The following is a 7832-nucleotide window of genomic DNA, read 5'->3' as shown; positions in this document are numbered from 1 at the left end:
GCGGGAAGAACTCGTACCACGAGCCGTACAGGGCCCGTTCGCGCTCGACCAGCAGCGGCAGCGGCTCGGAGGCGGTCACCAGCTCCCGCAGCGGGTGGCGGGCCAGCACCTTGTCGACCTCGGGGGTGAGGGCGGCGGCCAGCCGCCACGGCGCGGGCCGTTCCTCGTCGCGCAGGGCGGCCGCGGCGGCGAGCAGGACCTCCCGTTTCCTGGCCTTCGGCACGCCGGCGGCGGCGCGTTCGTGGAGCGCGGCGCCCTCCGCCAGGACCAGCTCCGTGTCGATGCCCGCCGGGATCTTGATCCGGGCGTGCCGGCGCCAGGTGGCGACCGGGTCACCCCACGCCTCGACCTGGTAGGTCCAACGGCCCGGTTTCCCCTCGACGGTGACGGTGGCGCCCCAGCGGTCGGTGCCGGGGGCGAGCTCCCGCATCGGGGTCCAGGGGCCCGGGCGGCCCTTCGGGTCCTTCAGTACGACGTTCGCGGCGACCGCGTCATGGCCCTCGCGGAAGACGGTCGCGGTGACCTCGAACGACTCCCCGACGACCGCCTTGGCGGGCCGGCGCCCCTGCTGGACCAGCGGACGGACGTCGAGGACGGGTATGCGGCCGACGGCGGTGACCGCGTCCGCGGGGGGTGGCGCGCCGGACGACGTGCGGGGTGCCGGGGGCGCCGACGCCCGGGAACCGACGGGTACTGGCGAGTGGTGCTTGGCGGGCATGACCGCTCCTGTCCGCGGCAACGTGCTGGTGTGGGCGGATGGGTGGTGGGGAGGTGGGTCCTGCGTGTACCTGAAGGGTCTACCTGTGCTGGGTATCCGTCCTGTGTCCGTGGGGTGTACCGGAGGAGCCTTCCCACCCTATTCGGGTGGGCAATCCGGCACTTTGTTAACTACTCAGCCGTACGTCTACGCACAGGACCGGTCCTGTTCCGGACACCTGCCCGCTCGACGCTCCCGCAATCAGGCCCTGCCGCCGGACCGTTCGGCACCTGCCGAAGTATGGCTCGATTCCGCCCCGTACCGGGTGTGGACGCCGTCCACACCGCGGTACCGGTCCGGGACGGCGGCCCCCGGCACCACCCCCGGCACCGGTACCGTCGTGACAGACGCGAGCCGCACACCGCCGTACGGCTCTCACCGCGAACGCACGAGGTGGAATGTGAAGGCGATCCGTCGGTTCACCGTCCGTCCCGTTCTCCCCGAACCCCTGCGCCCCCTCAGCGACCTGGCCCGCAACCTGCGCTGGTCCTGGCACGCCGAGACACGTGATCTCTTCCAGTCCGTCGACCCCGAGCGCTGGGCCGCCTCGGAGGGCGACCCGGTGCGGCTGCTCGGCAGCGTGCCCCCCGCACGCCTCGCCGAACTGGCCGGCGACCGCCGCTTCCTGCGCCGGCTGACCGCCGTCGCCGACGACCTGGGCGACTACCTGAGCGGCGACCGCTGGTACCAGTCGCGGCCCGAGTCCGCCGGACTCCCGGCCGCCGTCGCCTACTTCTCACCCGAGTTCGGCATCACGGCGGCCCTGCCCCAGTACTCCGGCGGCCTCGGCATCCTGGCCGGCGACCACCTCAAGTCGGCCAGCGACCTGGGTGTGCCGCTGATCGGCGTCGGCCTGCTGTACCGGCACGGCTACTTCCGGCAGACCCTGTCCCGGGACGGCTGGCAGCAGGAGCACTATCCCGTCCTCGACCCCAACGAACTGCCCGTGGCGTTGCTGAAGGAGGCCGACGGCACCCCGGCGCACGTCTCCCTCGCGCTGCCCGGCGGCCGGCTGCTGCGCGCCCGGATCTGGCTGGCCCAGGTGGGCAGGGTGCCGCTGCTGATGCTGGACTCCGACGTCGAGGAGAACGACCTCGGCGAACGCGGGGTCACCGACCGGCTCTACGGCGGCGGCAGCGAACACCGGCTGCTCCAGGAGATGCTGCTCGGCATAGGAGGGGTCCGCGCCGTACGCACGTACTGCCGGCTCACCGGGCACGCCGAACCGGAGGTCTTCCACACCAACGAGGGGCACGCCGGCTTCCTCGGCCTGGAGCGCATCGCCGAACTCGTCGCCTCCGGAATGGACTTCGACGCGGCGCTGGAAGCGGTCCGGGCCGGCACCGTCTTCACCACCCACACCCCCGTCCCGGCCGGCATCGACCGCTTCGACCGGGAGCTGGTCGCCCGCCACTTCGGCGCCGACGCCGAACTCCCCGGCATCGACGTCGAGCACGTCCTGCGGCTCGGCATGGAGACCTACCCCGGCGGCGAGCCCAACCTGTTCAACATGGCCGTGATGGGGCTGCGGCTCGCCCAGCGCGCCAACGGGGTCTCGCTGCTGCACGGCAACGTCAGCCGGGAGATGTTCGCCGGACTCTGGCCGGGGTTCGACCCCGACGAGGTGCCGATCACCTCCGTGACGAACGGGGTGCACGCCCCGACCTGGGTGGCCCCCGAGGTGGTGCGGCTGGGCGCCCGGCAGCTCGGTGACCGGCGGACCGAGGAGGCGCTGACCGTGGGCGGCCCGGAGCGCTGGGACGCCATCGCCGACATCGCCGACCAGGAGATCTGGGAGCTGCGCCGCACCCTGCGGGAGCAGCTGGTGCTGGAGGTGCGGGAGCGGCTGCGGGCCTCCTGGCGGCAGCGGGGGGCCGGCACCGCCGAGCTGGGCTGGATCGACCAGGCCCTCGACCCGGACGTCCTCACCATCGGGTTCGCGCGCCGCGTCCCGTCGTACAAGCGGCTCACGCTCATGCTGCGTGACCGGGACCGGCTGATGGACCTGCTGCTGCACCCGGAGCGCCCGATCCAGATCGTGGTGGCCGGGAAGGCGCACCCGGCGGACGACGGCGGCAAGCGGCTGGTGCAGGAGCTGGTCCGGTTCACCGACGACCCGCGGGTGCGTCGCCGGATCGTCTTCCTGCCCGACTACGGCATGGCGATGGCCCAGAAGCTGCTGCCGGGGTGCGACATCTGGCTGAACAACCCGCTGCGCCCCCTGGAGGCGTGCGGGACGAGCGGGATGAAGGCGGCCCTCAACGGCGGTCTGAACCTCTCGGTCCTGGACGGCTGGTGGGACGAATGGTTCCAGCCGGACTTCGGCTGGGCGATCCCGACCGCGGACGGCGCCGGCACCGACCCCGAGCGCCGCGACGACATCGAGGCGGACGCCCTCTACGACCTGCTCGAACAGCGCGTCACCCCGCGGTTCTACGAGCGTGGCCGCACCGGTCTGCCCGACCGCTGGATCGAGATGGTCCGCCAGACCCTCACCCTCCTCGGCCCCAAGGTGCTGGCGGGCCGGATGGTCCGCGAGTACGTGGACCGTCTCTACACCCCGGCGGCCCACGCCCACCGGTCCATGACCGCGGACGCGGCCCGCGAACTGTCCGGCTGGAAGGACCGGGTGCGCGCGGCCTGGCACGGGGTGACGGTCGACCACGTGGCGACCACCGCGGCCCCGGCCACCGCCGAACTGGGCACCACCCTCGCGCTGCGCGTCCGCGTCCGGCTGGGGGAACTCACCCCCGACGACGTGGAGGTCCAGGCCGTCTCAGGCCGCGTCGACCCGGAGGACCGCATCACGGACGCGACGACGGTTCCGCTGAAGCCGACCGGGGGCCCCGACCTGGAGGGCAACTGGACCTACGAGGGTCCGTTGGCCCTGGACCGCACCGGCCCCTACGGCTACACGGTCCGCATTCTCCCGTCCCACCGGCTCCTCGCCTCCGGCGCCGAGCTGGGCCTGGTGACGGCTCCTTCGGAGAGCGCCGCGGAGGGGGCCGGGGTACTGATGCGCTGACCGCGGTCCCGACGCGCCAGGGGCGGACGAGGCTGCCCGGCCTTCCCCGCCCTTGGCCGTCGGTGGCCGTCAGAACTCCGGTTGCGCCTCCGCGCACAGGCGGCGCAGCACCGCTCCGCACCTGCGGGCGTACGCGTGCTGCAGTCCCCGGGCCGCCGGGCCGGCCGCTCTGGTGTACCACTTGGCCGGTCTGCTGAAGGCCGCGACCGTCAGCCACACCGTGCCGTCGCCGGTGCGGTCGACCACGAAGGCCTCCTCGCCGGACTCGGGGTGGCCGGTGAGGGTGCCGTAGGCCCAGCCCGCGCGGCGGGACTCGTCCACGGTCCAGACGATCCGGCAGGGCGCCCTGACGAGGCCGGCGAGGGTGACCGTGACGTCCGCGCCGGGGGCCGCCCGGTCGGCGGCGGTGTCGATGCCGACGCCCAGCGCGCGATGGAGTTCCCAGGTGAGGACGGCCTCGGCGGCGCGCTGGAAGACTTCGCGCCCCTCGCCTATGCGCGTGCGCACGTGAAGCGGGTGGAAGCCCGGCGGGCAGGCGGCGAGGTTCTCACGGGTCGCGCCCACCGCGTCGTACGTGAAGGACATGGGAGACAAGGGTAGGGCGGGCCCCGGGGACGTCTGGGTCCCGGGGCCCGCCCGATGCACAACTATCCGGTCACGACACGTTGACGGCCGTCCAGGCCGCCGCCACCGCGTTGTACTCGGTGCTGCCCGAGCCGTACAGGGCGGCCGCCGCCGAGAGCGTGCCGGTGCGCGCCGACTTGTAGTTGGTGGTCGACGTGAAGTACGTCGTCAGCGCCTTGTACCAGATCTGCAGCGCCTTGGCCCGGCCGATGCCGGTGACCGTGGAGCCGTTGTACGTCGGGGAGTTGTAGGACACCCCGTTGATCGTCTTCGAGCCGCTGCCCTCGGACAGCAGGTAGAAGAAGTGGTTCGCGACGCCGGACGAGTAGTGCACGTCCAGGTTCTTGACCGAGGACGACCAGTAGTCGGCCGAGCCGCCGTCCTTGCTGGGCTTGTCCATGTAGCGCAGCGGGGAGCCGTCGCCGTTGATGTCGATCTTCTCGCCGATGAGGTAGTCGCCCGGGTCGGAGGCGTTGTTGGCGTAGAACTCGACGCCGGTGCCGAAGATGTCCGAGGTGGCCTCGTTCAGGCCGCCGGACTCACCGCTGTAGTTGAGACCGGCGGTGTTCGAGGTGACACCGTGGCTCATCTCGTGGCCGGCCACGTCCAGCGAGGTCAGCGGGTGCGTGTTGCCGTCACCGTCGCCGTAGGTCATGCAGAAGCAGCTGTCGTCCCAGAAGGCGTTGACGTAGTTGCTGCTGTAGTGGACGCGGGAGTAGGCGCCGACGCCGTTGTTCTTGATGCCGCTGCGGCCGAAGGTGTCCTTGTAGAAGTCCCAGGTCTCCTGCGCGCCGTAGGCGGCGTCGGCGGCCGCGGTCACGTCGGTGCTGGAGCTGGAGGCGGTGCCGGTGCCCCACGTGTTGGTGGTGTTGGTGAACAGGGTGCCGGTGCCCGAGGTGCCGTGCTTCAGGTTGTACGTCTTGTGGCTGCCGCGCGAGGCGTCGGTCAGCGAGTACGTCGAACCCGACAGCGTGGTGGTGAGGCTGACCGTGCCCGAGTACAGGGTCTTGCCGGTGCCCGTGGCGTTCTCGATGCCCTGGTACTCGAAGAGCTTCTTGCCGGTGGCCGCGTCGGTGATGACGTGCAGCTGGTTCGGGGTGCCGTCGTCCTGGAAGCCGCCGACGACCGTCTCGTAGGCGAGGACGGGGGTGCCGGAGCCGGCCCAGATGACCTTGCGGGCGCCGTCGGCCGCGGACTTGGTGGAGCCCAGCGACTTGGCGACCGTGAGCGCGGCCTTCTCCGCCTTGGTGGTGGAGATCCCCGGCTTGAGCGAGGCCACCTTGATGGCCGCCTTGTTCGCCCGGGTGACGCCCTCGGACTTGCCGGTCTTCGAGGTGTGCACGACCAGGTCGCCGCCGAGCACCGGCAGGCCCGCGTAGGTGCGCTCGTAGCGGGTGTGGACGGTGCCGTCGACGTCCTTCACGACGTCCTTGACGACCAGCTTCTCCTTGGCGCCGAGACCTATCTCCTGCGCGGTCTCGGCGACGTTCGCCTGCGCCTTCTGGATCAGGGCGGTGCGGGCGGAGTTGGAGAGCAGGGTGGGCGCGGCGGCCAGCGGCTGCTTGGCGGCCGCGGTGGCGTTGGTGGTCAGGCCCGTGGTGAGCAGGGCGCCGGCGGCGACAGCGGTGGCGACGGCCAGAGTGGTGCGCTTGTGACGCGCGTAGAGGGGGCTCACTCAAGCTCCTTCAAGATGTGGGGAGTACGGGCTGGAGTGGGGTCACCGGCCCGACTGTGGGGTGTGAAGTTGCTGTGCTGTGCGGCGGGTGAGGGAAGAGTGACATCCGGGTCGCGTACATGTCAGGACCCTGAAGTGATGTTGGCCGAAAAGCAGGTGTTCGGTGAACGTTGCGGGCATGTAACCGGGGTGCCGTCGAACGGAGTCGAACCCTCCGGCGGCACCCCGTACTCACGCCTGTGTCCTGCGGTTTACGGGAAAGTCAGCTTCCAGCTGTTGATCTTCCCGGTGTCCTGTGCGGCCTGGTCCTGGACCTTCAGCTGCCAGGTCCCATTGGCCGGTTCCGACGAGGCGTTCACCGTGTAGGTGTCCGTCACGTCGTCCGCCGAGTCGGACGAGCTGAAGTTCTTCAGCCGGTACGACGTCCCGGACGGGCCGACCAGGTCGATCACCAGGTCGCCGCGCCAGGTGTGGCTGATGTTCGGCGTCACCTGGAGGTTGCTCGGCGCGTTCCCGGTGCGCCCGGTGACCGTGATCGACGAGGTGACGGCGGGCCCGTTGTCCGGGATCGACACGACGGTGTTGCTCTCGTACGAGGTGCCCGTGCCGCCTCCGCCGCCGCCGGAGCGCGCGCCGACCGCGACGGCCGCCCAGGCGTCCTGCACCGCCTTGTACTCGGCGCTCGTGGTGCCGTACAGCTCACCGGCCGCCGCGAGGGTGCCGGTGCGGGCGCTCGCGTAGTTGGTGGTCGAGGTGAACTTGGTGGTGAGCGCGCGGTACCAGATCTGCAGCGCCTTGTCCCGGCCGATGCCGGTGACCGGGAGGCCGTCCTTCGTGGGCGAGTTGTAGCTGACGCCGTTGATGACCTTGGCGCCGCTGCCCTCGCTCAGCAGGTAGAAGAAGTGGTTCGCGACACCGGACGAGTAGTGCACGTCGAGGCCGCCGACCGACGAGGACCAGTAGTCGGCCGAGCCGCCGTCCTTGCTGGGCTTGTCCATGTAGCGCAGCGGGGTGCCGTCGCCGTTGATGTTGATCTTCTCGCCGATGAGGTAGTCGCCGACGTCGGTGGAGTTGTTGGCGTAGAACTCCACACCGGTGCCCATGATGTCGGAGGTGGCCTCGTTCAGGCCGCCGGACTCGCCGCTGTAGTTGAGGCCCGCGGTGTTCGAGGTGACGCCGTGGCTCATCTCGTGGCCCGCCACGTCGAGGGCGGTCAGCGGGTCCGCGTTGCCGGAGCCGTCGCCGTAGGTCATGCAGAAGCAGCTGTCGTCCCAGAACGCGTTCACGTACGAGTTGCCGTAGTGCACGCGCGAGTAGGCGCCGACGCCGTTGTTCTTGATGCCGCTGCGCCCGAAGGTGTTCTTGTAGAAGTCCCAGGTCTCGGCCGCGCCGTAGTGCGCGTCGGCGCCCGCGGTGGCGGCGTTCGACGTCGTCCCGTTGCCCCAGGTGTTGCTCGACTGCGAGAACAGCGTGCCGGTGCCCGAGGTGCCGTGGTTCAGGTTGTACGTCTTGTGGCCGCCGCGGTCGCCGTCGGTCAGGTTGTACGTCGAGCCCGACTGGGTCGTCGACAGCGACACCGTCCCGCTGTACTGGGTGTTGCCGGTGCCGGTGACGTTCTCGATGCCCTGGTACTCGAAGAGCTTCTTGCCGGTGGTGGCGTCGGTGATGACGTGCAGCTGGTTCGGGGTGCCGTCGTCCTGGAAGCCGCCGACGACCGTCTCGTAGGCGAGGACGGGGGTGCCGGAGCCGGC

The 7832-nt window shown here is 71.0% G+C and carries 5 protein-coding genes; 1 reads left to right on the top strand and 4 read right to left on the bottom strand.

What is annotated here, in order from left to right:
* On the bottom strand, positions 1–718 hold a 718-nt coding region (locus AB0958_RS40230), incomplete at its 3' end, for a maltotransferase domain-containing protein (protein ID WP_366895438.1).
* A 439-nt stretch (positions 719–1157) separates the two neighbouring features.
* On the opposite strand from AB0958_RS40230, the gene AB0958_RS40225 reads away from it, so the two are divergent.
* On the top strand, positions 1158–3782 hold the full coding sequence (locus AB0958_RS40225; RefSeq protein ID WP_366895437.1) for a glycosyltransferase family 1 protein: 2625 nt from the start codon (positions 1158–1160) through the stop codon (positions 3780–3782).
* 69 nt (positions 3783–3851) lie between these two features.
* Here AB0958_RS40225 and AB0958_RS40220 read toward each other — a convergent pair whose 3' ends face one another.
* From AB0958_RS40220 to AB0958_RS40210, 3 genes are all read right to left on the bottom strand, one after another.
* Positions 3852–4367: a DUF1990 domain-containing protein gene (locus tag AB0958_RS40220; RefSeq protein ID WP_366895436.1), complete on the bottom strand. Its 516-nt coding sequence runs from the start codon at positions 4365–4367 to the stop codon at positions 3852–3854.
* A gap of 70 nt (positions 4368–4437) precedes the next feature.
* Positions 4438–6081, bottom strand: coding sequence for a M4 family metallopeptidase (locus AB0958_RS40215; protein ID WP_366895435.1), 1644 nt, complete (start codon positions 6079–6081; stop codon positions 4438–4440).
* A gap of 251 nt (positions 6082–6332) precedes the next feature.
* Positions 6333–7832: M4 family metallopeptidase (locus tag AB0958_RS40210; RefSeq protein ID WP_366895433.1), on the bottom strand; the 1500-nt coding region annotated here is incomplete at its 5' end.

The sequence above is a fragment of the Streptomyces sp. NPDC006655 genome (assembly GCF_040703965.1).
Lineage (GTDB): Bacteria > Actinomycetota > Actinomycetes > Streptomycetales > Streptomycetaceae > Streptomyces.
Note: the sequence above shows the minus strand (reverse complement) of the source record. Positions and strands in the feature narration are given on the sequence as shown.

What these genes read in the sequence shown, in the direction of transcription:
- AB0958_RS40220 (WP_366895436.1), bottom strand. Translation starts at nt 4,367, where the DNA reads ATGTCCTTCACGTACGACGCGGTGGGCGCGACCCGTGAGAACCTCGCC.